Origin of the sequence: Enterobacter sp. BRE11, from assembly GCF_031844285.1 — a bacterium.
Lineage (GTDB): Bacteria > Pseudomonadota > Gammaproteobacteria > Enterobacterales > Enterobacteriaceae > Pantoea.
In genome coordinates, this window is sequence record NZ_JAUZUX010000010.1 from 141,269 (window position 1) to 163,700 (window position 22,432).

Below are 22,432 nucleotides of genomic sequence, written 5' to 3' on the forward strand. Positions count from 1 at the left end.
TTGCTGGCGCTATCTGGCTCGCTTTCGCCTGAGCAGAAGGGTTCAGACGGCCAGCGCGTCAGACGCTAGCCGCGCTGCCACCCTAAAAACTGGTCATATTTGCGCAGCGCGATGCGATAGTTATTATTGCCCGCATCGGGCAGATCGTTCTCCAGGCACGCGTGCCAGCTGTTGCCGCTTAAACGGTCGGCCGGGAAATTTTTGGCCTTAAGCATATCGTCCAGACGACGCAGCCTGACCACATATTCGCGGATCGTGCTGTGGCTCATTTCCGTCTGCTCAAACAGATACTGCTTGAAGGCCATAATGTCGAAATAATTAGGATGCGTATTGCAAAAAATATCACTACAAAAACGGCACAGTGCGGTCAGTTCTGGCTGTAATTTCAGCCACAGCTGCTCATCAATCATTTGGTCCATGCGCGCAATGGCCTCTTTATTGATGATCTGACCGCGAAAGACCAACGCCATGCGGTCCAGTACTTTGCCACAGTGTGAACAGTGGCTCTGGCTATGTTTATAATCTTTAAGATAACGGCTTAAAGGTCTGGCCTTGGATTTGGCTCCCATTGCTGAGTCCCCGGTTTTATTATTTTTAGATCGCCTAGAACTGAGGCCGTCAGCGCGCTCCCGTAAGTCGGGCACGCAGGCGTTTGATCGCCTGACTGTGCAGTTGGCTGACGCGTGATTCTCCCACGTCGAGTACCGCTCCAATCTCTTTCAGGTTCAGTTCTTCCTGGTAGTACAGTGTCAGCACCATTTTCTCGCGATCGGGTAAGGCTTCGATCGCTTCAATGACGCGTTCACGCAGATTCCCTTCAAGCAGCTGATGCAACGGATTGGCCTCTTCATGCCCTTCCGTGACCAGCTCCGCACTGTCGCCGTGTTCTTCCCGATACTCGTCGTAGGAGAAGAGCTGGCTGTTGTTAGTATCCAGCAAGATCTGCCGGTACTCTTCCATCGAAACATTCAGCCTCTCGGCTACCTCCTGCTCGGTGGCGGCACGCCCCATGTTCTGCTCAACCTGGTGCATCGCGCTCGCCACTTCGCGCGCGTTGCGTCGCACGCTGCGTGGCGCCCAGTCCCGGCTGCGAAGCTCATCCAGCATTGCGCCTCGGATGCGCTGCACGGCGTAGGTGGTGAAGGCTGTTCCCTGCAGCGCGTCGTAACGCTCTACAGCGTTCAGCAAGCCAATACCACCCGCCTGCAGCAGATCGTCCAGCTCAACGCTGGCTGGCAGACGGACCTGCAAACGCAGCGCTTCATGGCGCACCAGCGGCACGTAGCGCTGCCAGAGCGAATGTTTATCCATCACGCCTTCGGCGGTATAGAAATCGTTCACGTTGACTACCCTGCGTTAATGAAGTTATCGGCAAGATTATCCAATTCTGTAGGGGGATTGATTGGCTGAATAGGCGGGCAAAAGCGAGGTTATTTCATTTTTGTTATGTCAGAGAGCGGATTGTTCCGCTCTCATCACGCTGCTTAGTCTGACGCGCGCAGCCGCTGCCGCGTGGCAGGCGGCACGAGGTCCCAAAGGGCGCAGATCTGCCCCTCAAGCGAAGCATAATGTTCAAACACCTTTTCACCCAGTTTTTCGCGATCGAAGCGCAGACGCCCCTCTGGAAGCTCAATGAAAAGTAATCTGTTATCAAACAGGGCGTGCAGATCTTTGCGCAGGCACAGGCCATTATCTGTACTGTTATCGCGGAGATAGCAGCCATCGGCGCTCTTTGCCGCGTCGATATGGGCGGCATCTATCCAGCATGATGCAACCTGCTCGCTTAACGGCAGGCCGGTGATAACGCACGCACCATAGCGCTGCCGCACGCGGCTGGAGAACAAGGATTGCTGGGTACGCATCCAGACTTCGCGCCTGACACGCCTCCCCCTCTCCTCTGCGCCCTGCTCGGGCATCGCGGCGGGAGAAAGCTGAAGGACAAACTCAATGCTGCGTGGCGATTCCAGCACGGGCACCATGCCATTAAAGAGTTGCCAGCGCTCGTCGCCTGACCGGTTATCCAGCTTCAGTCGATAACCCTTTGCCGCCAGCTGCATCTTTAACGCGCGACTGTGCGGCGAGAGCAGCTCTGCCACCTGCATGTGCCCTTGCGCAATCCACGCGTCGCCTGTGAGCGGCTTACGAAATACCCAGAACGGTGATTGATCCTGCTGAGCGCGCTTCAGCCGATCAAAGTAATGCCTGTAGTCATTGTCACCGGCAATAAAGATAAACTCATCCAGATCGCCGTTGATGCGGTCATGGGCGAAGAGCGCCCGAACCAGGGTCGCCTCATTGCCTCGCGATGGATTCAGCATTCCCCCCGTGGTCAGGCCGGGTTCATCCGGACTCTGCGCACGCCAGCGCAGAGCAATGTCGTTGAATAACAGCGTTTCGCCTGATTTAAACATATCTTTCCCTTTAATAGCGTTTATCCGACGTTGGCCAGATAGGCCCGCGTTCTTTCAGGCACCAGGTGCCATAACTTGCAAATCTGTTGATCGAGCAAGGCGTAATCCTGCTGCAGGGTCTCTTCCTCCATCGCCTGCTGCAGGAAGCTGACCTGACCGGTCTGCGCATCTATCTTCAGCAACTTACTGGTAAACAGGCGCTGAAGATCGCTGCGCAGGTAGAGGCCGTTATCAGCGCTGTTGTCGGTGATCAGCCCCTCTTCATTTTCCGCCAGCGAGATGTGGCAGGTTTCTACCCAGGGGAAAGGGGTGTTGTCTGTTACACGCGTCCCGGTAATGACGCAACCGCCGTAGCGTGCCTTTACCGCAGCCAGAAACTCCGCCTGGCTGGCGCGCTGAAAGAGGCTGGTTTTTACGCGCCGCCCGACCTCCGTGCCCGCCATCACCGCCGTCGGGATTTTATGCTGCGGCGTGCTTAGTACCACGATGAACTGGATACGGCGCGAATATGGGAAACAGGGATGCGACTGCGCGTCGAAAAGCTGCCAGTACGCCTCGTTCTCATCTTCACGCATCAGCACCAGCTGATAGCCCCGGCTGGCGAGCAGGTTTTGCGCGGTCGCGGAATGGGGATCGAGCATGGCGTAGACCCGGCTTTCGCCAATGACCTGCCAGAGGTTCTCGCGCTGCGCCTCTCTGGCGCGGCGAAAACAGGCGAACGGCTGCTGCGACTTCATATAGTGCTCGAAGCGGCGCAGGTAGTTCTTCCGCTCGTTGTCGTCAGAGATAAAGAGCAACTCTTCCAGCGGGCTGTTGCTCTCTTCGCTGGCGAAGACTGCGCGGATGCGCAGCGTACGATAGCTGGTAGACGGGCTTAGCAAGCCGCGCACGGTCAGCGCCTTTTCGTCGGGATACTGCCGCGCGTAACGCAGCGCGATCTCGTCAAAGGTGAGCTGCTCGCCGGGTAACAAGTCATAATTGAAGCGCATAGACACTCCAGAAAATAATCAAACTGAATGCGTGTGTTGTTCTGTAGGAAGTTATCGGCAGGCGCGCGGGGATCTGTAACGCATCAGGCAGGAGCTGGCGTCATCAAAGCAAACTGACCAGGTCAGGCGTACTGTTTCGGGCGAATCAGTACGCCTGTTTTACTTATCGCAGCAGATGAAGCAGCGAGAGATCGTCGTTAACTTTGCTTTTTTCAATTTCTCGCATAAAAGCTTTATCGGAAATTTGATCGTGTTTCGTCACGGAGTGAAAGCTGTAAATAATATTCACGATGTCGTTTTCACTGACGGTGCCTACCAGATCCAGGCTGGCTGCGAGAAGCGATCTCAGCAGGAACCACTCCGCCGTTAACAGATAGAGATTTGCGAGTGCGCTCTGCTCGCTGTGCGATGGGAAGCCATCGTGATACATCCGGTACTGCAGATAATTACCCATAATATGCGGGCGCTCCGCCAGCCAGGGTTTCAGCTTATCCTGCCAGACGGCTGCCAGACGCTTCATCGATACCGTGACGTCATTGCCCTCAGCGAGATCGCTCTGGATGTAAATCAGCTTATTGACATAGTGGATAAGCGTCGCCGACCCGCGAATCGCCTTGTGACTGCCCAGATAGGCCTGGAGACGCAACAGCAATGCCCACTGCAGCTGATAGTCAGGCTTGATGCTGTCGATATTCGCAGCCATCTCTCCCTGTTCGATCAGATTCAGAACCGAGAAAAAGTACTCTTCAAGCCGGGTATATTTATCTGCGCTGTCGCCTGTTTTCTCGGCAAAAAGAAAAAGCATCGCAATGCCGTACAACCCTTGCTCGATGTTAGCGCCGCTGGCCAGCAGCAGATTACTGCACATCAGATTGATAAAGCGCGACGCCTGATCGACTTCCGGCGCGTTCAGCGCTGAAATACGCAGCGATTTATGTTCATTAAGCAGCATCGCATCAGGGCTGGCCAGCAGGCCTTTGACCGCTTCCGGGCAGGAGAGCGTCAGGCTGTTCCGGATCTCATATTTGGTTTTTTTCTGCGAGCGAGGATAGCTGGAACAGGTCGGGCTCAGCGCCTTTTCACCCATTTTTTTATGGATGCTGCAGAGGCTATTCTCATCAAGGAAACCGCAGTTTCCGTTAGCAGAAAACTTCATGGTGCCCCAGTTATCAAAACTCTTTTTGGTTTTGACAATGTTTTCTTCCGCAATCTGGCGCACCGTAATGTCGCCGCTCTTTAAATAACGGTTGACCGTAGGCTTATCCAGATAGATGTCCCAGCCTTTGCAGCAGTGGTCGAGGCAGGCGCTGCCGGCGCACTTAAATTCGCTGAAAAACAGCGGTTCAACTACAGAAATCTCTTTCATGATCTTACCTGCTGATGGCGTTAAAACGGCAAAAACACAACGATAGCGGCCAGACTATCAGCAGGTAAGCCAGCGCAATGCGCATAATACAAAGGCTTTCGTGTCTTTTTCTCAGGCATAAAAAAACCCCGCCGAAGCGGGGTTTTCAGGTATGTCACCAGAGGGCGATTAGCCCTGCAGCAGAGACAGAACCTGCTGCGGAACCTGGTTAGCTTTCGCCAACACAGAGTTACCTGCCTGCTGGATGATCTGCGCTTTAGACATGTTTGAAACTTCGGTCGCGTAGTCAGCATCCTGAATACGAGACTGTGCTTCAGACAGGTTAGTCGTGGTGTTGTTCAGGTTAGTTACCGCTGAATCCAGACGGTTCTGAATCGCACCCAGTGAAGAACGGAACTTGTCTACGCTGGCGATTGCGCTGTCGATTTTTGCCAGCGGGTCAGAGGTCGCGCCGGTTGAGAAATCAGACAGGTTCATGTTTTTGGTGTCGATTTTGAACGCTGCGGTGTCGCCGCCTGCAGTGGTCGTTGCTGACTGCGGGTCAACAGCGACGTAGAAGTCCTGGCTTGAACCTTTAGCGATGTCGAAACCGTTCGCTTTCAGGTTGTTGGTTTCTGCCGCAGAAGTAGACTTGATGGTCACTTTTGCAAACATGTTGCCGTTGTCGTCTTTGTAAACGCTGGTGCCGTCTACTTTCGCGCCGCCAGCGGCCAGGCCCAGACGGGTTGACAGGTCGTCAGTCGCGCCAGATTCCGCTACGGTTGCTTTAGAAACGTTACTGGTGGTGCCGTAAACTTTCTGGAAGTCAGCAGCAACGGCAGCAGTCGGCGTGCCCTGCGGACCGGTCACGTTCAGGGTGTCCAGCTTCAGCGTAGAAGAGTCGATTTTTTTCAGGTCGATGTCGATGGTTTCACCATCGTTCGCGCCAACCTGGATAGACATTTTGCCGTCTTTAGCCAGTACGTTCACGCCGTTGAACTGAGTCTGACCAGAAACGCGGTCGATTTCGCTCAGGCGAGATTTGATTTCGTCCTGGATTGATGCTTTGTCAGAGTCAGAGTTGGTGCCGTTCTGCGCCTGAACAGTCAGTTCACGGATACGCTGCAGGTTGTTGTTGATTTCTGACAGCGCGCCTTCAGTAGTCTGCGCAGCAGAGATACCGTCGTTGGCGTTACGTGCAGCCTGAGTCAGGCCTTTGATGTTGGACTGGAAACGGTTGGCAATCGCCTGACCAGCAGCGTCATCTTTCGCGCTGTTAATACGAAGACCAGAAGACAGACGCTCGATAGAGGTAGACAGAGCAGACTGGTTCTTGTTGATGTTGTTCTGAGTGATCAGCGAGAGGCTGTTGGTATTAATGACTTGGGCCATGATAAATATTCCTGTTAATCAAGTCTTTCGGTTAAGGTGTGGGCTTCAACCCGCCGGCTTCAGCGCCGTCAAAGTTGTTATCGTCTGCCCTTAAACAACCTTTAGAATTTTTTTAGTACCAGGTGAAAATTTTTTCCTTCAACCTGTCACGCTTATCTTTATCGCCCTCGCCCCTTACTTCTTTAAAAGAAAATCACTGCTGTTTTAGCCGTTGAAATACCCTTCTCTATATGCGCTATTCGCTTTATCGCGCAGCCATCAATAACGTTAAACTTTCCTTATTGGCAGCCGATAACCCCGGTATTCACTCTCCGTGTCGACATGATAAGGAAACAAACATGGCAAGTATCTCTAACCTGGGTGTCGGTTCAGGCCTTAACTTAAGCGATATCTTAGACAGTATGCAGACGGCGGAAAAAGCCGCGCTAACTCCGATTTCTAAACAGCAGTCCTCCTATACCGCTAAACTGAGCGCCTACGCGACGCTGAAAAGCGCGCTGACCACCTTTCAGACGGCGAACACCACGCTGAATAACGCCAGCCTGTTTAGCGCCACCACGGCGACCAGCAGCTCAAGCGCCTTTAGCGCCACCACCTCCGGCAGTTCCGTCGCGGCAGGCAAGTACACCATTAGCGTGACGCAGCTGGCGCAGGCGCAGACCCTGACCTCAGCGGTACAGAGCAGCAACAGCGCCCCGCTGGGCGACAGCTCGGCCAGCAGCCGCACGCTGAGCATCGCGCTGGCGGACGGCTCCAGCAAAGATATTACGCTGACCAGCGCGCAGACCTCGCTGACCGGCATGCGCGACGCCATCAACGGCGCCAGCGCGGGCGTGACCGCCAGCATCATCAAGGTTGGGGATGGCAGCTACCGCCTCTCGGTCAGCGCCAATGAGAGCGGTTCAGGCAAAGCCGTCAGCTCGATTAAGGTGACCGGCGACGATACGCTTGCGGGCATCGTCGGCTACGACGCCAGCGCCACCAGTAACGGGATGACCGAAAGCGTCACGGCGCAGAATGCGAAGCTGACGGTCAATAACGTCGCGATTGAGAGCAGCAGCAACACCATCAGCGACGCGCTGGAAGGCGTTACGCTGAATCTCAGCGACGTCACCAGCGGCACCCAGACGCTGACCATCGCCTCCGATACCACCAAAGCCAACGCCGCTATCACCGGCTGGGTCTCCGCCTACAACACTCTGCAGGACACCTTTTCCAGCCTGACCAAATATACCGCGGTGGATGTGGGCGCAGACTCGCAGGACAGCAGCAACGGTGCGCTGCTGGGCGACAGCACCCTGCGTACCATCCAGAACCAGCTGAAGAGCCTGCTGACCAATGCCGCCAGCTCCTCGACCTTCAAAACCATGGCGCAGATCGGCGTGACCTCCAACCCGACCACCGGGCAGCTGGAAGTCGATTCTGACAAGCTGAGCACCAGCCTGAAAAACAATATGTCGGACGTGAAAGAGATGATCATCGGCGACGGCAAAACCACTGGCATCGCCACCAGGGTCTCCAGCAACCTGACCAGCTGGCTCTCCAGCACCGGCATCGTACAGTCCGCCACCGACGGCGTCAGCAAAACGCTTAACGCCCTGACCGTCCAGTACAACTCGGTCAACGATCGCATCAACGACACGATTACGCGGCTGAAAGCCCAGTTTACGAAGCTCGATGTGATGATGAGTTCGCTTAACCAGACCAGCAGCTACCTGACGCAGCAGTTCGACACCTCGAACTCCAGCTCCAAAAGCTGATTTTTATAAGGAGTGAGCATGTACACCGCAAATGGCATTCAGGCCTATGCAAAAATCGGCGTCGAGAGCGCCGTCATGAGCGCGAATCCGCATCAGCTGGTCAACATGCTGTTTGACGGCGCGCTGAGCGCGCTGGTGCGCGCCCGCCTGTTTATGCAGGACGGCAACATTGAAGGGAAAGGCCTTTCCCTTTCAAAGGCCATTAATATTATTGAAAACGGGCTTAAGCAAGGTCTCGCAGAAGAGAGCGGCGATGAGCTTACCATCAACTTAATTTCACTGTATGCCTACATGGTGCGAAGACTCCTGCAGGCGAATTTACGCAACGACGTGGAGGCCATTGTTGAGGTCGAAGCGCTGCTACGTAATATCGCTGATGCCTGGAAGGAAATCGCCCAGCCTCAACCTCAGATTCAGGACGCCGTTTAATGATACTTGCACCGCAACTGATTACCATTTACCAGCAGTTACTCGATCTTAGCCAGCAAATGCTGCGTCTTGCGGCCGAGGGAGAATGGGACGATTTAATCAAAAAGGAAGTTGATTACGTCAGCGCGGTGCAACGGCTGGCGCGATCGACCGAAGCCGCCTCGCCTTCCGTGCAGGCGCAGGAGCAGCTGCGCCCGGTACTTCGCCATATTCTTGATAATGAAGGGGAAGTGAAGCGCCTGCTGCAGGCACGCATGAACGAGCTTTCCACGTTGGTAAACCAGAACACCCGTCAGAAATCGGTGCTCAGCGCCTACGGCAAACAGGGCTGCGTCATGGTGCCGACAGAGAACCCGCCGCTCTCCTGATTCTGAAACGCACCGCGACAGAGAAAATAATGCTTCTGCCGGTGCGTCTTTTTTTCGCCGTGCTCCATACTTGCTTTTCCTTCCCGCTGGAGCACAGCAAATGCACAACCCAACGCTACTGCAATTTTTTCACTGGTATTACCCGGATGGCGGCCAGCTCTGGCCTGAAGTCGCTGAAAAAGCGGCCTGGCTGAGCGAGATCGGCATTACCATGGCCTGGCTGCCCCCTGCTTATAAAGGCGAATCAGGCGGCTATTCCGTGGGATACGACAGCTACGATCTCTTTGACCTGGGCGAGTTCGATCAGAAAGGCAGCGTCGCCACCAAATATGGCGACAGGCAACAGCTGCAGGCGGCCGTGGAGGCCTTACGCGCCCACAACCTTGGCGTGCTGCTGGACGTGGTGGTGAACCATAAGATGGGCGCCGACGAGAAAGAGCGGGTGCGGGTTAACCGTGTTAACCCTGACAACCGCGACGACATCAGCGACGAGGTTATCGAATGCGAAGCCTGGACGCGCTTTAGCTTCCCGGCGCGCGCGGGCGAATATTCCCGATTCGTCTGGGACTACAAATGCTTTAGTGGCGTCGACCATATCGAAAACCCGGATGAAAACGGCGTCTTTAAGATCGTCAACGACTATACCGCCGACGGCTGGAACGATCAGGTCGACAGCGAGCTGGGCAATTTTGACTACCTGATGGGCGCCAATATCGATTTCCGCAATAATGCCGTGCGCGAAGAGCTGAAATACTGGGCGCGCTGGATCAGGGAACAGCTGCCCTGCACCGGCTTCCGCCTTGATGCGGTGAAGCATATTCCCGCCTGGTTCTACAAAGAGTGGATTGAACACGTTCAGGAGGTCGCCGACGAGCCGATGTTTATCGTCGCCGAGTACTGGTCGTTCGAAACCGATAAACTGCTGGAGTATATCCAGCAGGTCGAGGGCAAAACCCTGCTGTTCGACGCGCCGCTGCATATGAATTTTCATCAGGCGTCCACGCAGGGCAGCGACTACGATCTCAGTCAGATCTTCGCTAATTCGCTGGTGCAGGCCGATCCCTGGCATGCGGTTACGATCGTCGCCAACCACGACACGCAGCCGCTGCAGTCGCTGGAGGCGCCGGTCGAAGCCTGGTTTAAGCCGCTCGCCTACGCGCTGATCCTGCTGCGCGAGCAAGGCGTGCCGACGGTGTTCTATCCCGACCTGTTCGGCGCCAGCTACGAAGATGAAGGCGGCGACGGCGAAACCCACCGCGTCGAGATGCCCGCCATTGCGGAGCTGGAAGCGCTGATCCGCGCTCGCCAGATTTACGGCTGGGGCGCGCAAACGGACTATTTCGATCATCCCAACTGCGTAGCCTTCAGCCGCAGCGGCACCGCTGAGCAGCCGGGCTGCATCGTTATTATGTCGAACGGCGAAGAGGGTGAGAAAAGCGTGGCGATGGGCGACGGCTTTGCCGGTAAAGCGTGGCGCGACTATTTAGGTCATTGCGACGAGATCCTCACCGCGGATGAACAGGGCACCGTCGTGGTGCGCTGCAACGGTGGTAGCGTCAGCGTCTGGGTGCTGGCGGAGTAACGTCACGCGCCTTATTCCTTCACAGCGAATGGAATAAGGCGCGACGGGATTACTGCTTGTTTTCGTTCGCCTGAGTGATGGCGGACTTGAGGATTTCCGGTTCAATATTCTGGATAACGGCCGCGTTCGGCTGTTTCGCCACCTCTTCCAGCGCCTGCTGGCACTCTACCGTCGGGCGCTCGACCTTACGCAGCGTCAGCCCGTCATAGCGCAGCTCGCCCCCCTCCAGCTCCAGAGGCATAACGCGCGACTGGCGATTGACGTTAACGTAGTCGCCGCTGAGCAGCGTCAGCTTGCCTGGCTTGGCGATCACGCGCATCCACTGGCGGCAGTCAAGCGTAGTGCCGTCCGCCTTGACGATCAGCGTGCCCAGCGCGCGATCGCTGCGCAACCCGCTTTGCGGCCCGACCGTTTGCCAGGTCCCCTGCAGGCTGGCAGGCGCCGGCGTCTGTACCGCATCCTGATAGCTGTTGATTTGCGCACAGCCGGCCAGCACCAGCGCGGCCGTCGTCAGCATCCACTTTTTCATCGTTAATCCCTGAGATCGCTTCAATGGCGGCTAAGTTATAATTTTTCGCCTGCTTTCCGCAAGCTATCTACGCCCTGCTTCGACTCGCACGGCCATTTTTTTTCTTCTGCGCCGGGTTTAACCGCGCCCTGACAGCGACGGCAGGGTGAGTTACACTGGCGCGCTGCACCACACTTAATCTTTCGGGAAATCTTATGAAAACGCCAGAAGCCTATTACGCGCAGGCGCGCGAGATGTTTTTTACCGCCCATGCCGATTTTCAGGCCGCGCTCGATGAACTGACGGAGAGCGATGCGCGCCACGCTAATATGTCACTGCGCCAGCTGCGCGAATGGCATGCGGAACGTATTTACGCCGCCTTTCTGCGCCAGAAAAATCTCGACGGCATGATCTTTTCGATCCAGCTTGCCGAGCCAGATAAAGCGGTGGCCGCCGAAGCCATTGAAAACTATCTTAAATCGCATGCTGAATCGCTGGGGATGACCTGGGAAGAATTTTGCATCAAGAACGAGCTTTAAGCGGTTAAAAACAGCAACACCTCCAACCAGTGAAATAAGTCAGGATTAAATTGTACAAGATCATAAAACTTGTATAAGTTTACTGTACGACTTCGGTCGTGATTGTCCTTGAACGAATGGTGCGTTTGCACCGCCTCTGGAGGTGTTTGCTGGATTTCCACCTCCAGAGGTTTGATTTTTTTCGCTTTATTACCTCTTCTTGCCCCTCGTTACCCCTCCCGGTTTTATTATCTGAGACGAATTTGCGCATCACGCCGAAAAAAGATCGTTCAACTGGCCTGAGAGGCTTGTCACTGGTTGGATTTACAGTATGATGTGCCAGCGAATTTCTTCCCTGTATGGAATACCAGTATGTTTGTGGAATTGATTTACGATAAGCGTAACGTTGCCGGCCTGCCAGGCGCACGCGAGATAATTTTACAGGAGCTGGAAAAACGCGTTCAGCGCGTCTTCCCGGAGATTGAGGTGCGCGTAAAGCCAATGGAGCGTAACGCCATCGAGACCGACTTAAGCAAGAACGATAAGGCTACGGTGGCGCGCATTGTCGAAGAGATGTTTGACGAGGCGGAAATGTGGCTGGTGGCCGACTAAGCGCCGACCACTGCCGGGAGCAGGATTACTTCTCCTGCTCGCTGTGGTTAATGGCGATTTCGATATCCTGAATGACGGCGTCTAAATCATCCAGCAGCGTGCCCTGCTTGTTCAGCAGCGCATCAATACGTCCGGCAAACTCGGGATCTTTATATTCGCCAGCATCGAACGCGAGCCAGTGGCTGGAGAGCGTTTCGGTATTGGTTTGCGCATAGTGGCGCATCTCTTTCAGCTGCGAGGTCACATCGCGCAGGTAGTCAGTTTTGCTTTTCGTTTCGACTGAATCACTCATGCAGTTTCTCCTTTTGCTGTTTTAACCAATAAATATCTCGCGTGAATGATTAAAGATAGTGGAATATAACGAAGCCGCCTTAAGAATATTCGGAAGTAGCGCCTGCCCCCTCACCCTCTCTGGCTGGTAGGCCTTTTCTTGAGGCCAGCCTTAACGCTGCTTCTCCAGAAGCGTCCCTCTGATAAAAACAGGGGACGCGTTGTCCCCTTTCATACTTTATCTGTTTAGCTATCAGAGATACTTACGCGCCAGTTCGAACAGCTCCTTTCGGGCTGCCATCCCAAGATGCTCAATCCCTTGCTGTACAAAATCAAACGCGGCGCCGAAATCTTTTACCCCTGCGCTGAAGTCGCTTTGCTCCTCTTCTCCGGCGGGCTGAGCTGAAGATGGCGCAGCAGACGTCGCGCTGCCGGAATCGGCTACAGGTGCCGTTTCCTGAACAGCAGCGTTAACAGCCTGCGCGCTCGCCTGCTCGGCAGCGGCATCCGCCACGGGTGTCTGCGCCTGGGGTTGCGCATCGGCGGCAGGGTCGGCCGCAGCGGGCTGATCGACAGGCTGAGCGGGCGCGTCCAGCGGCACGCTTTGCTCTGCGGGCTGTGGCGCTGCGGCGGCCTCTGGGGTCGCAGCCTGATCCGCAGGTTGCGCAGCGGCAGCGTCGGGCGTTGCCGACTGCTCCGCGGGCTGCACAGTAGCGGCATCCTCAACAGCGGCCGGTGAGGCTGAGGCGTCCGGCACAGCGCTCTGATCCCCCGATGGCGAGGGCGTGTGCTGTGCCGTCGCATCAGGCGCTACATGGGTTTCGCCCGGCGTCTCTTCGGAGGTGGCGGGTGCCACCGTCGAAGGAGAAGATAACCGCTGCAGCTGCGGATCGGTCGGCACATTAGCGTCCGGTATAGCAAACTGCGGCAGCTCGGCGTCGCCTGCTGGCGTGGTTGAGTTAATGATGCTGGTATCGGTCATGGCAGACTCCTTAGTGATGATGAACGATCGGAGGGCATGAAAGCCTTCACCAATCAGGTTAAAAATTCGCATAACCTTCTCCCGTTACGGTTTCAAAGCTTTTTCATCCTGTATAACCACACGTTTCACTTTGTCAGCCGTCTGAGCAGCAGTCTGGTCCGGCAGCGCATCCAGCTTGTGCTGGAGTACGGACACCTGTTTCGCCAGCTGATCCACTTTGTGTTCGCGTCGATTGGCAGCCTCAATAGATGCGCGGCGAATCTCTTCAACGCGCCGGTTAGCTGTGCTGCTGACATATAAAAAAAGAATTGTCATCACAATGCATACCAATGACATGCCCAGCATCAGCACCCCGAGCATGATCTTGCGCTTGTGGGTCGTCGGTCTTATTTCACTGTGTATCTCTGCCATCGCTATGCTCCTCCAGAGTGGAAATTAACCTGTCGATTTCATTACGAAACTTGCTGTTCTGATCGGCATCGGTCATGACCACCAGAATGCCGAGCGCATTTTTAATTAAGCGCAAATCGGTCTCCAGGGTAGATATCCGCCGTAAATTAGTGTCATGGCGTATGCGCAAATCGTCATTTTCCTGACGGAGAAGTGCATTGCTCTCTTTCAGCAATAAGACCTGCTCCTTGTAGCTGGTAATGATCTCTCCACCGGCACGGTTGCTGGTGACAATAGAAGCAATGCCTGCAATGAGCGGCTTCCAGAAAAGCGCGGCCGCTCCGCCTCCAAGTACTAATGCGCCAACACTGGTAATCAAACTACTTTCCATGCATCACCTCTGTACCTCGTCGGGTAACGGCTGCTGACGTCAGGCGTAAAACGCAAAGCGCCTCCCTCGCCGAAACTTAAGATTGCTTAAATTTACAGCTTAAGTATACTTAAGTCTGGCTCTCAGGAGATGTCAAGAAGATGGAAAAAGAAACAGCGGGCGATCGTATTCGCCTTCGTCGTAAGGCACTGAATTTGACGCAGAAAGCAGTCGCGGAAAAAATTTCGGTATCCCATGTAGCGATATCACAATGGGAAAAAGAGGAAACGCTGCCGCGCGGAGAAAACCTGCTGCGGCTCGCGGAAGTGCTGGGGTGCGCGCCAGCCTGGCTGGTAGATGGAGATGGGCCGGTATTTACTGTACAAACGTTAACGCAAACCGGCCTGCCTGTTCTGGAAAGAGAACAGATCGGCGACTGGCTGGCCGAGGCAGAGCAGGTGGAGATCCTCAGGCGAGTCCCCACCGATCGCAGCTACTCTGCCACCAGCTTTGCATTAACCCTGTGGGATAACGCGCTGGCACCGCAATGCCTGCGTGGCGATTTGCTGTTTATCGATCCAGACTTACCGCCGCAGCCAGGGGATCTGGTGCTGGCGCTTACTGGAGAGAACGAGTATGTACTACGGAAATACCGCGCGCGCACTCATCACAGCTTTGAGCTGGCACCGCTCAACGAGGATTATCCACTGCTGCGATCCTCGGAACAGGCGCTCTCTGTGCTGGGAACGCTGGTAGAGTGGCGGCGCTACCGCGACACGGCGCGGTAAGCCGCTTAAATCTTCCGCTTCGCTCGAACTTTCGCTGCGAAGCAGCATCCAATTCAACATGTGGATAATTCCATGTAACGATTTCACCCGCCTTGCGCGGGCTTTTTTTTGCCCATAAGAATTTCCTGTGATGAATCTCTGCTTCTGCGTTTCTTTATCCTGCCGCCGGTGAGAAGATAATCTGGCGCTATGCGCATACCCTTTACGTAATGCAAACGAGAATTCTGCCTGAATGGACTTGCCCGCTGAGCTGTGCGGGCAATTTTTTGTTCGCTGTAATGAATAAAGCCGTCCGCAGACGGCTTACACATTCAGGGATTCAGATTTTCATCCTCATCCTCATCCTCATCCTCGATGTCATCTTCTACATACTCGTCATCATCGGGCATCGCATCCCCCTCTCTGCCGGGGATATCATCTACGCCGCCTGGGAGCTGGCCGTCGCCGGGAATGGGATCGATATCATTGGGTCGTTCTGACATACGCACCTCCAGTTACCCTCATTAGGTTTATTTAGTTTAGTGCTGTGACTATTCAACAGATGACCTCTCTTGCTGAAACGTGAACGAAGCGTAAAAATTCAAACATTATGTTGTTGCCGTTTGGCTTACTGAGCAGGCTCTGTTCCACAGACTTTTTCACAGCAGCCTTCATTTTTCGCACAGATAAATTTTATTCTGTTTATTGACGGATCGCTCTATAGCTTCTTCAATGAAATAAGAAACAGCAATGGAGGAAATGCTCATGACCGAACTGTTACATATTATCTCTGTCAGCACCCTTGTCGCCGGAATATATTTGATTCAGTAAGAGAATGGTCACGCGCCGGTAATATGATGGGGATACTTTCAGTGATGCGAGCCCTTTGCCTGAGCGTTGCTTCAGCGCAGAAGCCCGTTCAGCAAGGCCCGTGACGAGCCTGCTGCCTGAAAAGCATTCCCCGCAAAACCTCTCATAACAGCTGAATAATATATTTTTCATCAGAAAAAATGCCTGACTGAAATATATTCATCCAGTTTCAGCCATATTAATGATGCAGCATTTCATCAACCACCTCTTTCTCTGTTAACTGCCAGGGATAATAAGTGGGCCAGTTATCCATCTCTGCCAGCAGCGCCTGCTGAGAGATATTACCGCTAAAAAGATGAAAATGGGTCGACCTGCGCGGCGCGATAATATGATCGCTGAACTGTACATATTTTGGCGCCTGACTGTTTTTGTCGCGGCACTCAAACAGATAGCGCACACCTTTTTTTCCTGAAGCGTATGTCAGGATTTTATGCCCGGCATAGCTGTAGCGGCAGGAGGCAACGCTGTCGCCGCGGTGAAACTCGATTACGCCATCTTCAATGCCGAGTCGCTCGATATCTGTGGCATAGCCTTTGCGGTAGTAGGCTTTAATCTGTTCTGCAGTTTTGTGCCCATCCTTTTGCGCTTTTTGCGCGAAGACGGGATCCAGCTTTCCCTGCTCCAGCAGCGGATAGACGGACGCCCATACGCCATCCCAGTCCGACAGCGGACGATCCTTGACATTGCTGTCGTCAAACTCGCCCTGTGCCGCTTTTTGCTCTATCTCCGACAGCGCCGGCCCGTGCGCGTGGTGACCATGCGCCATAGCCTGCCCGCTAAGCAGCAGACTCAATGCGATAACTTTCCTTTTGCTTGCCAACATGTTTACCCTCTATCAGTGAAAGAGTGTAAAATGTTATGATATAACATTTCCGATGACAAGCTTTGCGTATGTTTTAGCTAGCTGGAATGAAGAAGCCCCTTTGCCTTCGATCCGGAGTCTGTTGCTGCTGCGCACTTTATATCGCGCAGCGCCTGTAACTCGGCCAGGCGCGATTTCGCTTTTTCAGTGGCGTTGTGGCGCGCCAGCCCGTTTCCGATACCGAGGTCGCCCATAAAGCCCAGTACGGTGCGATAGTCAAAGCTGCCAGTTTCTGTGATTTCCTGCTGGATGTGACGTGTTTTGACAATTTCCTGTTCCAGGGCCTGACAGTTGAGCGTTACCGCCTCTTCATCCGTTACGGCTGGTGCTTGAGGATACTGCTTGGTTGCGCAGGCGGTGAGCAGCAGCACGGCTGCCAATAACCATAATTTTTTCATTGGGATGTCTGTTACGCCGTGCCGGTTGCTGGAAGGTTAAACCTGCATATTCATAATGCAGTGGTAGGAAAAATAGAGCGAGCGAAGATCACATCTAAAGCCCGCGCCAACAGAGCATTGCCGCAATCACTTGCCAACCTTGTAGCGAAGAGATGGTAAAGATTGCGGCAATTTTTTGTCCCATGTATGTCCCATAGCATTTACACTGCAGTTACCCACCCCGTAGCCCGCTCAGATCGGCGCGGAACGTCACTGCCCCGTCGCCGGGGCTTTTTTATGCATTACGATTCCTTACAAATACTTGCCTTCAGGTCGGCCAGATGACAAGATCCAGGCCAATCTAAAAATGGGGAAATTCCTAATGGTGAAGGTTTTCGCTCGCTACGCTTCAGTAGGCGTCATCAATACGCTTATACACTGGATCGTGTTCACCGTCCTGTATACACAAGGGCAGACGCAATCTCTTTCAAACTTTGCGGCATTTTGTTTTGCTGTGACGTTCTCGTTTTTCGCTAACGCTAAATGGACCTTCTCGGCAGAGATAACAACAGTTCGATACCTGTTATATCTCTTTTTTATGGGAGCCATGGCGAGCGCTGTAGGTTTTTACGCTGACAAATCTCATGCTAATCCTATCGTAACACTTGTTGTTTTTTCGGCCATGAGTCTTGTGTGCGGCTTCCTCTACTCTAAGTTTATTGTTTTCAAGGATAGATAATGAAGATATCACTTATAGTCCCAGTTTTTAACGAGGAGGAAGCGATCCCTCTATTTTATAGAGAGGTCAGAGGATTTACACCCTTATCCGGCCACGATGTTGAGATAGTGTTCATTAATGACGGTAGCAAAGACAGGACAGAGTCTGTCATCACAGAGATTGAGTCTGGCGACAGCCTGATTAAACACATATCATTTACCCGAAATTTCGGAAAAGAGCCTGCACTATTCGCCGGCCTTGAGTGCGCTACGGGTGATGTAATAATCCCTATTGATGTAGATCTGCAGGACCCGATACATGTAATCCCTAATTTAATTCAGAAATGGGAGTCAGGAGCAGATGTCGTCCTTGCCAAGCGCATAGACAGAAGCTCAGACAGTCACATGAAAAGGTTAACGGCAGAGTTATTTTATAAACTTCATAATAAAATAAGCTCTCCTAAAATTGAGGAGAATGTAGGAGACTTCAGATTAATGTCTCGTGAAGTGGTTGAAAACATCAAGCTGCTTCAAGAGCGAAATCTCTTTATGAAAGGCGTTCTGAGCTGGGTTGGAGGAAGAACCGAAGTTGTAGAGTATGTTCGTGCTGACCGCGTTGCCGGTAAAACAAAGTTCAATGGTTGGAAGCTTTGGAACCTGGCCCTTGAAGGAATAACCTCATTCTCAACATTCCCATTACGGATGTGGACATACATTGGCTTTGTAGTAGCTGGCATGTCATTTCTATATGGCATCTGGATGATTATCGATAAGATGATTTGGGGGAACCCCGTCGCAGGCTATCCATCAATTTTGGTATCAATTCTGTTTTTGGGTGGGGTTCAGTTGATAGGTGTCGGCGTACTTGGTGAGTATATTGGAAGAATATATATCGAAGTTAAGCAAAGGCCTCGATACATAATAAAGAACAGGAGGAAATAATGAAGGATGTCGTCACCAGGTCGTATAACATAAAAGCCATTATATTCTTCTCTGTGATGCTTGCGTATGCCCCTGCTTATCTGTTGGATTATGCTTTCAATGATGATTACGCACTGATCGGGCAGGTTCTGGCCGGATTCTGTGACACTTTCAGGTGGGACGTAATGTCAGGAAGGCCTTTGTTCGGCATCCTCAGACTAATGGCATACAAAGCTCAAGTTAGCCTGCCTGAACTGGCTTACCTTCGGCTATTCTCAGCCCTATGCGCGGCCGGCCTCGCAGTTCATCTTTTCATTTTCATGAAGCGATGCGCCACTCTTAGCGACGACTTTAAGAGAGCTCTACTCTCTGTGTCATTATGCGTAATTCCAACGTTTCAGGTCTACACTTCATGGGCTACATGTAGTGTTTACATTTTAGCAACATGGCTATCTCTGGCATCTTACGACGTCCTTATTTCTCATAAAATTAACCGATACGCCAAATTTTTTCTGTCATTTTTGTTGATCTCTTCGTCCTTCGCTATTTATCAGCCAGCTGGAATGGCAGTATTATCATTTGCATTCTTGCATCTGTGCCTTTCGGATACTGCGGTAAAATTAAGGAATATCATCCCTCCGTTTTTCTTGGCTGCTTCAGGAGTTGTCAGCAGTGCAATAATGACGAAGGTGATACCACAGTTGATGTATGGTGAGACATTTCAGAGGGCGGCGATCACTAATGATGTAGTAGGAAAGATAAAATGGTTTTTGTCAGAGCCATTGAGAATAGCAGTGTCAAATTATGATATCACATTATCAATAACATATTTGATTGCTAGTACAATGTTGACGGTGGCTGGGCTATTTTATATATACAAAATCGAGTGCGGCAAGTTTAAGGTGCTTCTTGCGGCAGCTTTTGCTGTTGGCAGCTTCAGTCTTAGCTTGATTGTCAGTGAGTCATGGGCAACCTGGAGAACGCTTACTGGCTTATCGATAGTAATCACATCACTTTTCCTGTGTGGGATTTTCTATCTAAATGACAGATTCCTTAAATCCAGCCCAACCGTAATGCTTACTTTGGTTGCGATGATGGTGACAAGTTGCTCATTCAATATCGTCCGTGGATTTGTCATCCCTCAGCGTTCAGAGTTGCAATCATTGGCTGCTGAATTATCTAATAAGGTTGGGAAACAATACTCAGGTAAAATCATGATTGACCTGAAAGATCCGACTTATAATGCATTCTCTACTGTTCAGCGCACTGATGAGTTTGGGAACATATCTCTGGCAAATGAATGGGCTCCGTGGGGAATGGCTCTTTACTTAAAAGGGACAAAGGGCTTTTCTTATGAAATACCCTATAAGCCAACAATCCTTGGTAAAGATGACTGTAAAAGTAACTGCATAGCCATTAGCACGGGACCTGCAATGATGAAGTCTGTAACCTGGTTTTAAGTTTTCAGGAGGGGGCGACTGCCCCCTTTGTCTTAGCTTCCATTCAACCTATACTTGCCCGTTCCGCTGTAGCGTTCAAAGTAACTCCAACCCCAGAGCCATTGTAGAACTTAGCGTATTTGTTGGTTATCTCCTTAACCCATACGCCACCAGTCGGTGTAGCCAGTGGAAGAAGGATGCCCAGTACGATTGCTGGAGCCGAAGGGAATGGATACTTGAACGTCCAGGTTACCTCCGAACCAGCAGTCATTCCTGAGCTGAAGATCTGAGTGGTTGACCTTTGATAGAGTGTCGCACTCCCTGTCATTTCAAAATCGATTGTTGTGCCAGCCTCGGTGTAGGGCACACCGTAGGTTCCCATTGGGGTTTTATTTCCACCATAATAGGATTTTATGCGGATTGTATTTCCGCCCTTATCACCATCCGGTGTCGTGGTGCTTGATCCAAAACTAATCGGGATGTTGCAACCATCCACCTGAAGGTCAATGGTGTTGTTATTAACTGAATCGCCTGACGCGTAACCAAAAGCAACGCCGAATTGGTTAGTTCCAGGCCTGAATACACTACTCCCTATGATGCGCCCTCGTACTTGGTTCAGGCGACAAGATCCTTCCATTTTAATGGCAATACAGTCATTGCCAATTCCCCATGACGCATAATACAGGCAGCTTGCGTCAAACTGAGACTCGCTACCCGCCATGCGCACAGGGATTCGTGAGCCTTCGAAAGATGACCCGCCACCGAAACGACATGAAGTGTTCAGGTTTAATGAGTAACGAGATCTGAGGCTTTCATAGTTGTTTGTATTATTCCCGCTCACACTGATGTGAATTCCTGAAAAATCCCCTGTCCCCTTATCGCCAGTTATCATTCCGTCGTAGAGATTGTCGCCGCGCTGGCTGGCATTGATAATGCTTATATCAGTACACTTCGAATCATGGGGCCCAAAGAACATCCATCCGTGAGCTCCGCAGTTTCGAATGCGTAAACTATAAAAGCTGGATTCCTGCCAGGTATTCGTAAAGTCAACATTGGTGTCTGTTCCCTGCGTCCGCATTCCATGCTCAGCGCAGTTGAAGATATCCAGATTATATAGCCGAATATCGTGCCCCCAAATGGCGACCCCTGAACCGCTCTTTCCTGTCGCGAAGGGCACCTGTGCGCCATCTACCCCGCCATCAAGCAGCAAACTGTGTATCTCCACATCATGGGCAAAGTCAGTAACATCCGGATCGGTGCTATCCCATAAAGTGTTTGAGTTAACCCCATACAGCAGGTCAAGACCGTTGACGGACCTGCGAACAATACGGGAACTTCTTCCATTACCAAAGAGCCGTGTGTGGGGAAGGATTACTACCTGGTCAACCATGTATTTCCCATCAGGAACAAAACAGCTTCTTCCATTCTTGCTGGTATACTCAATTGCTCGTTTGAATGCCAGAGTATCATCAGTAACGCCGTCGCCTTCGGCACCAAAGTCTTTGACACTCAGCGCATCGTCAAGCCGCTCCAGAATTGTTCTTTCGATTGCGTTTGCCACTGCACTTTTAGCTGGAATAAGCGAAGCATCAACGTTACCTTTTGAAAGCAGATCGGAGACATCGATGACCATGCTGTCGTTGGTCGGTGATAACTGGTCTACACGTAACTTGCTCATATTTTGCCTATAAAATTATTTAGCGAACTCGTCGCGCTTTTAGATAGCCATCACCAGTAACCGTGCCGCTTGAGAACCCAGCTGAAGCTACCAGATATATGGTTGTTGAAGTTGTAACGTTGTAGCGGACGATTGGGGTATTGAACTCCTGTACCAGCGTCGCTGAACTGCTAACTACTGTGCGATTTGGAAATACTGGAGAGGCCGCGCTTGAAGTGCTCAAGCCTGCAATTATCTGAGCTAAGGTGGCGCTATTTGGTCTGATGCTCACTACGCCAAAAACATCCCATTCCCCCGGGGTGAGTGATATTGTTGAGAGGTTTACAGCGGTCGAGCTAACCATGCTTGTAGTTAGCGTGGTGTTTTGTAAGGCCTCGCCTATTTCCCCAGCGGTTGCGCTGCTACCATCTGTCACCCCTTTTCTACTGCCAAAAATCTGATTACCGCCAGCTGTTGTGCCATCACCTGCATAGAGCTTTTTGGTTGTTAGGTCGAGAACCAGCTCTCCCTCAAGCGGCGTATAAGCAGCTACTTTCGCGGTGGTGCCGCGCTTTACCTGAATAGAGGTTGCCATTATTTCCCCTTACGCCAGCGTACCGAGGTCGACGGCACCCAGAGTCAGTGCAATTGACACGTTAGCAGAGCCATCTACACCGGTTTTCGAACCAGTAACATCTCCAGTGAAGTTGAAGGTGCGTCCTGTTGTCCAGGTTGCTGCAGATGCCACGGTAAGCGCCTTGCCGCCTGCCGTGGTGCCGTCGCCGATAACCAGCCGCCAGTTGTCATTGTCGATCACAACTTCGCGCGCCAGTGGTGTGTATGCGGCGACCTTTGCGGCAGTGCCGCCTTTTAACTGCAATGATGCTGCCATGTGG

At 52.4% G+C, this 22,432-nt stretch carries 27 protein-coding genes; 10 read left to right on the forward strand and 17 right to left on the reverse strand.

Annotated features, from left to right (window positions below; genetic code table 11):
* Positions 1 to 65: 65 nt before the first annotated feature.
* The 6 genes from fliZ to Q9R34_RS12445 form a co-directional block, all read right to left on the reverse strand.
* Positions 66 to 569 carry a flagella biosynthesis regulatory protein FliZ gene (fliZ, locus tag Q9R34_RS12420; protein ID WP_434123327.1) on the reverse strand — a complete coding sequence of 168 codons (504 nt, stop codon included), beginning with the start codon at positions 567 to 569 and terminating at the stop codon, positions 66 to 68.
* Between the two features lie 49 nt (positions 570 to 618).
* Positions 619 to 1,341, reverse strand: a complete 723-nt coding sequence (locus Q9R34_RS12425) for an RNA polymerase sigma factor FliA (RefSeq protein WP_434123095.1) — start codon at positions 1,339 to 1,341, stop codon at positions 619 to 621.
* 143 nt (positions 1,342 to 1,484) lie between these two features.
* Positions 1,485 to 2,411, reverse strand: coding sequence for an HNH endonuclease (locus tag Q9R34_RS12430; RefSeq protein WP_485894036.1), 927 nt, complete (start codon positions 2,409 to 2,411; stop codon positions 1,485 to 1,487).
* 20 nt (positions 2,412 to 2,431) lie between these two features.
* On the reverse strand, positions 2,432 to 3,400 hold the full coding sequence (locus tag Q9R34_RS12435; RefSeq protein ID WP_485894038.1) for an HNH endonuclease signature motif containing protein: 969 nt from the start codon (positions 3,398 to 3,400) through the stop codon (positions 2,432 to 2,434).
* A 163-nt stretch (positions 3,401 to 3,563) separates the two neighbouring features.
* The gene (fliB, locus tag Q9R34_RS12440) at positions 3,564 to 4,766 is read right to left on the reverse strand and encodes a flagellin lysine-N-methylase (RefSeq protein WP_434123092.1); all 1,203 of its coding nucleotides are present in this window, start codon (positions 4,764 to 4,766) and stop codon (positions 3,564 to 3,566) included.
* 168 nt (positions 4,767 to 4,934) lie between these two features.
* Positions 4,935 to 6,137, reverse strand: coding sequence for a FliC/FljB family flagellin (locus Q9R34_RS12445; RefSeq protein ID WP_485894040.1), 1,203 nt, complete (start codon positions 6,135 to 6,137; stop codon positions 4,935 to 4,937).
* Positions 6,138 to 6,475: 338 nt separating this feature from the next.
* On the opposite strand from Q9R34_RS12445, the gene fliD reads away from it, so the two are divergent.
* The 4 genes from fliD to amyA all read left to right on the forward strand — a co-directional run bounded on the left by fliD (position 6,476) and on the right by amyA (position 10,276).
* Entirely contained in the window at positions 6,476 to 7,897 is a 1,422-nt protein-coding gene (fliD, locus tag Q9R34_RS12450; RefSeq protein WP_485894042.1) for a flagellar filament capping protein FliD, read from the forward strand.
* 18 nt (positions 7,898 to 7,915) lie between these two features.
* Complete coding sequence (gene fliS, locus Q9R34_RS12455; protein WP_485894044.1) at positions 7,916 to 8,326, forward strand: flagellar export chaperone FliS; 411 nt, start codon at positions 7,916 to 7,918, stop codon at positions 8,324 to 8,326.
* A complete protein-coding gene (gene fliT / locus Q9R34_RS12460) occupies positions 8,326 to 8,694 on the forward strand; it encodes a flagella biosynthesis regulatory protein FliT (protein WP_434123085.1) in 369 nt (122 codons plus the stop codon). Before fliS ends, fliT begins: the two co-directional genes overlap by 1 nt.
* Before the next feature lie 100 nt (positions 8,695 to 8,794).
* Positions 8,795 to 10,276, forward strand: coding sequence for an alpha-amylase (gene amyA / locus Q9R34_RS12465; RefSeq protein WP_485894046.1), 1,482 nt, complete (start codon positions 8,795 to 8,797; stop codon positions 10,274 to 10,276).
* A gap of 49 nt (positions 10,277 to 10,325) precedes the next feature.
* On the opposite strand, the gene yedD is transcribed toward amyA, so the two are convergent.
* Complete coding sequence (gene yedD, locus Q9R34_RS12470) at positions 10,326 to 10,805, reverse strand: lipoprotein YedD (protein WP_434123082.1); 480 nt, start codon at positions 10,803 to 10,805, stop codon at positions 10,326 to 10,328.
* A 194-nt stretch (positions 10,806 to 10,999) separates the two neighbouring features.
* On the opposite strand from yedD, the gene Q9R34_RS12475 reads away from it, so the two are divergent.
* Both Q9R34_RS12475 and Q9R34_RS12480 read left to right on the forward strand, forming a co-directional pair.
* On the forward strand, positions 11,000 to 11,323 hold the full coding sequence (locus Q9R34_RS12475) for a DUF6388 family protein (protein ID WP_033749791.1): 324 nt from the start codon (positions 11,000 to 11,002) through the stop codon (positions 11,321 to 11,323).
* Positions 11,324 to 11,674: 351 nt separating this feature from the next.
* Positions 11,675 to 11,914: a DinI-like family protein gene (locus tag Q9R34_RS12480; RefSeq protein WP_434123080.1), complete on the forward strand. Its 240-nt coding sequence runs from the start codon at positions 11,675 to 11,677 to the stop codon at positions 11,912 to 11,914.
* 25 nt (positions 11,915 to 11,939) lie between these two features.
* On the opposite strand, the gene Q9R34_RS12485 is transcribed toward Q9R34_RS12480, so the two are convergent.
* From Q9R34_RS12485 to Q9R34_RS12500, 4 genes are all read right to left on the reverse strand, one after another.
* Entirely contained in the window at positions 11,940 to 12,206 is a 267-nt protein-coding gene (locus Q9R34_RS12485; RefSeq protein ID WP_434123078.1) for a hypothetical protein, read from the reverse strand.
* 231 nt (positions 12,207 to 12,437) lie between these two features.
* A complete protein-coding gene (locus Q9R34_RS12490) occupies positions 12,438 to 13,166 on the reverse strand; it encodes a hypothetical protein (protein ID WP_485894049.1) in 729 nt (242 codons plus the stop codon).
* Positions 13,167 to 13,250: 84 nt separating this feature from the next.
* Entirely contained in the window at positions 13,251 to 13,577 is a 327-nt protein-coding gene (locus Q9R34_RS12495; protein ID WP_485894050.1) for a hypothetical protein, read from the reverse strand.
* On the reverse strand, positions 13,558 to 13,947 hold the full coding sequence (locus tag Q9R34_RS12500) for a hypothetical protein (protein WP_033791350.1): 390 nt from the start codon (positions 13,945 to 13,947) through the stop codon (positions 13,558 to 13,560). The genes Q9R34_RS12495 and Q9R34_RS12500 overlap by 20 nt, the downstream gene beginning before the upstream one ends.
* A gap of 140 nt (positions 13,948 to 14,087) precedes the next feature.
* On the opposite strand from Q9R34_RS12500, the gene Q9R34_RS12505 reads away from it, so the two are divergent.
* Positions 14,088 to 14,714, forward strand: a complete 627-nt coding sequence (locus tag Q9R34_RS12505; RefSeq protein WP_434123075.1) for a helix-turn-helix domain-containing protein — start codon at positions 14,088 to 14,090, stop codon at positions 14,712 to 14,714.
* Between the two features lie 311 nt (positions 14,715 to 15,025).
* Here the strand turns inward: Q9R34_RS12505 and Q9R34_RS12510 are convergent, their stop codons facing one another.
* The 3 genes from Q9R34_RS12510 to Q9R34_RS12520 all read right to left on the reverse strand — a co-directional run bounded on the left by Q9R34_RS12510 (position 15,026) and on the right by Q9R34_RS12520 (position 16,823).
* Positions 15,026 to 15,196, reverse strand: a complete 171-nt coding sequence (locus Q9R34_RS12510) for a hypothetical protein (protein ID WP_485894053.1) — start codon at positions 15,194 to 15,196, stop codon at positions 15,026 to 15,028.
* Positions 15,197 to 15,741: 545 nt separating this feature from the next.
* The gene (gene zinT, locus Q9R34_RS12515) at positions 15,742 to 16,386 is read right to left on the reverse strand and encodes a metal-binding protein ZinT (RefSeq protein ID WP_485894055.1); all 645 of its coding nucleotides are present in this window, start codon (positions 16,384 to 16,386) and stop codon (positions 15,742 to 15,744) included.
* A gap of 77 nt (positions 16,387 to 16,463) precedes the next feature.
* On the reverse strand, positions 16,464 to 16,823 hold the full coding sequence (locus Q9R34_RS12520; RefSeq protein ID WP_485894057.1) for a hypothetical protein: 360 nt from the start codon (positions 16,821 to 16,823) through the stop codon (positions 16,464 to 16,466).
* A gap of 361 nt (positions 16,824 to 17,184) precedes the next feature.
* Between Q9R34_RS12520 and Q9R34_RS12525 the strand changes: the two genes are divergently transcribed.
* The 3 genes from Q9R34_RS12525 to Q9R34_RS12535 are packed head-to-tail and all read left to right on the forward strand — an operon-like array spanning position 17,185 to position 19,900.
* Positions 17,185 to 17,541 carry a GtrA family protein gene (locus Q9R34_RS12525; RefSeq protein WP_485894059.1) on the forward strand — a complete coding sequence of 119 codons (357 nt, stop codon included), beginning with the start codon at positions 17,185 to 17,187 and terminating at the stop codon, positions 17,539 to 17,541.
* Positions 17,541 to 18,461 carry a glycosyltransferase family 2 protein gene (locus Q9R34_RS12530; protein ID WP_485894061.1) on the forward strand — a complete coding sequence of 307 codons (921 nt, stop codon included), beginning with the start codon at positions 17,541 to 17,543 and terminating at the stop codon, positions 18,459 to 18,461. Before Q9R34_RS12525 ends, Q9R34_RS12530 begins: the two co-directional genes overlap by 1 nt.
* Entirely contained in the window at positions 18,461 to 19,900 is a 1,440-nt protein-coding gene (locus tag Q9R34_RS12535) for a hypothetical protein (protein WP_485894063.1), read from the forward strand. Before Q9R34_RS12530 ends, Q9R34_RS12535 begins: the two co-directional genes overlap by 1 nt.
* 43 nt (positions 19,901 to 19,943) lie before the next feature.
* Here the strand turns inward: Q9R34_RS12535 and Q9R34_RS12540 are convergent, their stop codons facing one another.
* From Q9R34_RS12540 to Q9R34_RS12550, 3 genes are read right to left on the reverse strand one after another with little or no spacing between them, the layout of a single operon-like run.
* Positions 19,944 to 21,557: a glycosyl hydrolase family 28-related protein gene (locus tag Q9R34_RS12540; RefSeq protein ID WP_485894064.1), complete on the reverse strand. Its 1,614-nt coding sequence runs from the start codon at positions 21,555 to 21,557 to the stop codon at positions 19,944 to 19,946.
* Positions 21,558 to 21,576: 19 nt separating this feature from the next.
* Positions 21,577 to 22,131, reverse strand: coding sequence for a hyaluronate lyase N-terminal domain-containing protein (locus tag Q9R34_RS12545; RefSeq protein WP_485894066.1), 555 nt, complete (start codon positions 22,129 to 22,131; stop codon positions 21,577 to 21,579).
* 9 nt (positions 22,132 to 22,140) lie between these two features.
* Positions 22,141 to 22,428: a hyaluronate lyase N-terminal domain-containing protein gene (locus tag Q9R34_RS12550; protein WP_485894068.1), complete on the reverse strand. Its 288-nt coding sequence runs from the start codon at positions 22,426 to 22,428 to the stop codon at positions 22,141 to 22,143.
* Positions 22,429 to 22,432: the final 4 nt, after the last annotated feature.

Excerpts from the sequence above, each read along its gene's own strand:
- fliZ (WP_434123327.1), bottom strand. The coding sequence starts at position 569 with ATGGGAGCCAAATCCAAGGCCAGACCTTTAAGCCGTTATCTTAAAGAT.
- Q9R34_RS12430 (WP_485894036.1), bottom strand. The coding sequence starts at position 2,411 with ATGTTTAAATCAGGCGAAACGCTGTTATTCAACGACATTGCTCTGCGC.
- Q9R34_RS12435 (WP_485894038.1), bottom strand. The coding sequence starts at position 3,400 with ATGCGCTTCAATTATGACTTGTTACCCGGCGAGCAGCTCACCTTTGAC.
- fliB (WP_434123092.1), bottom strand. The coding sequence starts at position 4,766 with ATGAAAGAGATTTCTGTAGTTGAACCGCTGTTTTTCAGCGAATTTAAG.
- Q9R34_RS12445 (WP_485894040.1), bottom strand. The coding sequence starts at position 6,137 with ATGGCCCAAGTCATTAATACCAACAGCCTCTCGCTGATCACTCAGAAC.
- fliD (WP_485894042.1), top strand. The coding sequence starts at position 6,476 with ATGGCAAGTATCTCTAACCTGGGTGTCGGTTCAGGCCTTAACTTAAGC.
- fliS (WP_485894044.1), top strand. The coding sequence starts at position 7,916 with ATGTACACCGCAAATGGCATTCAGGCCTATGCAAAAATCGGCGTCGAG.
- fliT (WP_434123085.1), top strand. The coding sequence starts at position 8,326 with ATGATACTTGCACCGCAACTGATTACCATTTACCAGCAGTTACTCGAT.
- amyA (WP_485894046.1), top strand. The coding sequence starts at position 8,795 with ATGCACAACCCAACGCTACTGCAATTTTTTCACTGGTATTACCCGGAT.
- yedD (WP_434123082.1), bottom strand. The coding sequence starts at position 10,805 with ATGAAAAAGTGGATGCTGACGACGGCCGCGCTGGTGCTGGCCGGCTGT.
- Q9R34_RS12475 (WP_033749791.1), top strand. The coding sequence starts at position 11,000 with ATGAAAACGCCAGAAGCCTATTACGCGCAGGCGCGCGAGATGTTTTTT.
- Q9R34_RS12480 (WP_434123080.1), top strand. The coding sequence starts at position 11,675 with ATGTTTGTGGAATTGATTTACGATAAGCGTAACGTTGCCGGCCTGCCA.
- Q9R34_RS12485 (WP_434123078.1), bottom strand. The coding sequence starts at position 12,206 with ATGAGTGATTCAGTCGAAACGAAAAGCAAAACTGACTACCTGCGCGAT.
- Q9R34_RS12490 (WP_485894049.1), bottom strand. The coding sequence starts at position 13,166 with ATGACCGATACCAGCATCATTAACTCAACCACGCCAGCAGGCGACGCC.
- Q9R34_RS12495 (WP_485894050.1), bottom strand. The coding sequence starts at position 13,577 with ATGGCAGAGATACACAGTGAAATAAGACCGACGACCCACAAGCGCAAG.
- Q9R34_RS12500 (WP_033791350.1), bottom strand. The coding sequence starts at position 13,947 with ATGGAAAGTAGTTTGATTACCAGTGTTGGCGCATTAGTACTTGGAGGC.
- Q9R34_RS12505 (WP_434123075.1), top strand. The coding sequence starts at position 14,088 with ATGGAAAAAGAAACAGCGGGCGATCGTATTCGCCTTCGTCGTAAGGCA.
- Q9R34_RS12510 (WP_485894053.1), bottom strand. The coding sequence starts at position 15,196 with ATGTCAGAACGACCCAATGATATCGATCCCATTCCCGGCGACGGCCAG.
- zinT (WP_485894055.1), bottom strand. The coding sequence starts at position 16,386 with ATGTTGGCAAGCAAAAGGAAAGTTATCGCATTGAGTCTGCTGCTTAGC.
- Q9R34_RS12520 (WP_485894057.1), bottom strand. The coding sequence starts at position 16,823 with ATGAAAAAATTATGGTTATTGGCAGCCGTGCTGCTGCTCACCGCCTGC.
- Q9R34_RS12525 (WP_485894059.1), top strand. The coding sequence starts at position 17,185 with ATGGTGAAGGTTTTCGCTCGCTACGCTTCAGTAGGCGTCATCAATACG.
- Q9R34_RS12530 (WP_485894061.1), top strand. The coding sequence starts at position 17,541 with ATGAAGATATCACTTATAGTCCCAGTTTTTAACGAGGAGGAAGCGATC.
- Q9R34_RS12535 (WP_485894063.1), top strand. The coding sequence starts at position 18,461 with ATGAAGGATGTCGTCACCAGGTCGTATAACATAAAAGCCATTATATTC.
- Q9R34_RS12540 (WP_485894064.1), bottom strand. The coding sequence starts at position 21,557 with ATGAGCAAGTTACGTGTAGACCAGTTATCACCGACCAACGACAGCATG.
- Q9R34_RS12545 (WP_485894066.1), bottom strand. The coding sequence starts at position 22,131 with ATGGCAACCTCTATTCAGGTAAAGCGCGGCACCACCGCGAAAGTAGCT.
- Q9R34_RS12550 (WP_485894068.1), bottom strand. The coding sequence starts at position 22,428 with ATGGCAGCATCATTGCAGTTAAAAGGCGGCACTGCCGCAAAGGTCGCC.